Below are 2,773 nucleotides of genomic sequence, written 5' to 3'. Positions count from 1 at the left end.
GCACGCGGCCGGCCGCGTGCTCCTCCTCGTACTGCCGCGTCCCCAGTACCTTGCGGGCCAGTTGCCCGGCCGCGTCCACCTCGGACTGCTCCGCCGCGGTCCTGGGGCCGGACAGCCGCCAGCTGTCGGCAGCGGCCAGGATGCGTACGGCGGCCGCGTGACGGCCCACCTCGGGCAGTACGGTCACCACGCCGTCCGCCAGGCGTCCGGTGACGATCTCGGCGCACAGTGCGTCCCGTGCCGAGACGAGGGCCGCCGTCAGCCCGCGCAGGCCGGCGGCCGGACCGCTCCCGGGCCCCGGTTCGTGGACGGTGATGCGGGCCGACAGCCCCTCAAGGATCGCGGTGAAGTGCGACGGCGGGCTGCCGATCGTGTTCTCCGCCTTCGCCGCGGCCTGCATCCGCCGCGCCATCGGGATATCACCGCGTTCCAGCGCCATGGTGGCCCGCAGGTAGTGGACGTACGCGGTCGCGTCGTGCGTCTGGTAGCGCTCCGCCTCGGACTCCGACCGCTCCAGGAGCTGATCGGCGGCCGCCGGGTCGTCGGTGCGGTAGAAGAGTTCGGCGAGCCTGGCCAGGAGGAACGGGACCTCGGTATGGGCCCCGACCTCGCGGGCGAGCAGCAGTGCCTCCTCGTAGGCCGCACGCGCCTCGTCGTACCGCCCGCGCATCATGCCCGCCTCGGCTGCGGCGGAGGCGACCTGGGCACGCATCCAGCGGTCGCCGACGAGGCGGCTCAGTGCGCGCAGCTCCCCCAGATCGGCGTCGACCCCCGGCATGCCGCCGGCCATGTCGACGACCATGTGCGTCCGGAACATCAACGCGACGCCGTACTCCCAGGCACCACCGTGGATACGGGCGTTGTCGACGGCCGCGTCGATCTTCTTCCGGACGTCCGGCATGCCCAGGCTGAAGAAAGTGGTCATCGGCCAGAGCAGCCCGGGGAAGCGGGCGGCCTGGGGCCCCGAGGACGCGAAGGCGTCGGCCACCCGGCTCGCGAGCGCCGCCCGGGTGTCGTGGTCGTCGTCGCGGTCCACGTCGGACGGACGGCTCTCCATCTCCAGGAAGAACCGCAGCATGCACAGATTCATCCAGGGCCAGTAGCGGGGGTCGGTCCGGTCGGTGGGCTCAGGGCCGAACGCCAGCGCTCGCGCGGTCCAGGTGAGGCCCTCGGTGCGGTAGTTGCGCAGCCACCAGAACCACCCCATGCCCAGCACCAGACGCGCCGCGTCGGATTCGGACGGCTGCGACGGCCCCGAGGAGTCGGACGGACCGGATGGAGCCGACGGACCTGCCGTGTCCGGCGGGCCTGCGGGGGCGGTGGTGCGGTGGAGTGCGGCCCGGATGTTGTCGAGGTCCGTCTCCAGGCGCTGGATCCATGGGAGCTGGTCGGCGGAGCGCAGCCGCGGATCGGCCTCCTCGACGAGTGCGAGGAAGTACGCGGTGTGCGCCCGCCCGGCAGCTGCCCGTACGCCGGGGGTCTCGGCGCAGCGCTCGATGGCGTACTCGTGAATGGTCTCCAGGAGGCGGTAGCGCATCCCGCCGCCGTCGACCGGGGTGGCGACGACGAGGGACTTGTCGATGAGTGCCCCGATGAGGTCGGCGGTGTCGGCCGTCGTCGTGATGACCGCCTCGGCGGCGGGCAGGTCCCAGCCGCCCGCGAAGACCGAGACCTGGCGCAGGACGGTGCGTTCGTCCTCGTCCAGGAGGTCCCAGGACCAGTCGACGACCGCCCGCAGGGTCTGCTGGCGCGGCAGCGCGGTCCGGCTGCCGCCGGTCAGCAGGCGGAACCGGTCGTCCAGCCGGTCGGCGATCTGGCGCGGACCGAGCATCCGGAGCCGGGCGGCGGCGAGTTCGATGGCGAGCGGCAGCCCGTCCAGGCGGCGGCAGATCTCGGCGACGGCGTGCGGATCGTGTGCGGCCTCCCGCTCGGGGTCGAACTCGGGGCGCACGGCACGGGCCCGCTCGGTGAAGAGGCGGTGGGCGAAATCGGCCGGGAGCGGGTCCACCGGACGTACGGATTCGCCGGGCACGCCGAGCGGTTCGCGGCTGGTCGCGAGGATGCGCAGCCGCGGGCAGCGGGTCAGCAGGGTCTCGGCCAGCGCGGCCGCCGCATCGATGACGTGCTCGCAGTTGTCGAGGATGAGGAGGAAGGGGCGCGACCTGGAGCGGTGCGCGAGGTGATCGGCGAGCAGGTCGACCGGATCGGTGCGCGGATACGTTCCTTCGTGGCCGCTGTCCCGCAGCAGTGCCGTCTCGCGCAGCGCGAGCGCGGAGAGTACGGCTCCCGGGACGGCTTCGGGCGCTTCCACCGGGGCGAGTTCGGCAAGCCAGACGTCACCGGCGGCGGCCCGGCCCTCGTGCGCCGCGGACTCCTCGGCGAGGCGGGTCTTCCCCGAGCCTCCCGGACCGGTGAGGGTGACCAGCCGGGAGCGGGTCAGATCGTTCCGGATGGTGCGGAGTTCGGGCTCGCGGCCGACGAAGGAGGTGAGGCGGGGGCGGAGGTTGCCCCGGGCGGGTTCCGCCTCCGCGGGGCCGGGTGCGAGCGATGCGGGGGTGAGCAGTCCGCGGTGGAGAGCGGTCAGTTCGGGTCCGGGGTCGGTGCCGAGCCCCTCGGCGAGGGCGCGGCGCGCGTCCTCGTACGCGGCGAGAGCGTCGGCCTGCCGGCCGACGGCGCGCAGGGCGCGGATGAGCTGGGCCCGGAAGCGTTCGTCGTACGGGTGGGCCGCGGTCAGCTCCATCAGCTCGGGCACGAGGGCGGCGGGCGGGGCCGC

1 protein-coding gene is annotated in these 2,773 nt (G+C 73.9%); it reads right to left on the bottom strand.

The window, feature by feature from the left end; genetic code table 11:
- The coding region (locus tag J1C73_RS18105) for an ATP-binding protein (protein ID WP_207317312.1) at positions 1–2,773 on the bottom strand (2,773 nt) is incomplete at both ends.

The organism is Streptomyces laculatispora, from assembly GCF_017353455.1.
In the GTDB taxonomy this organism is placed as follows: Bacteria; Actinomycetota; Actinomycetes; order Streptomycetales; family Streptomycetaceae; genus Streptomyces; species Streptomyces laculatispora.
This window is presented reverse-complemented; position numbering and strand designations above follow the sequence as displayed.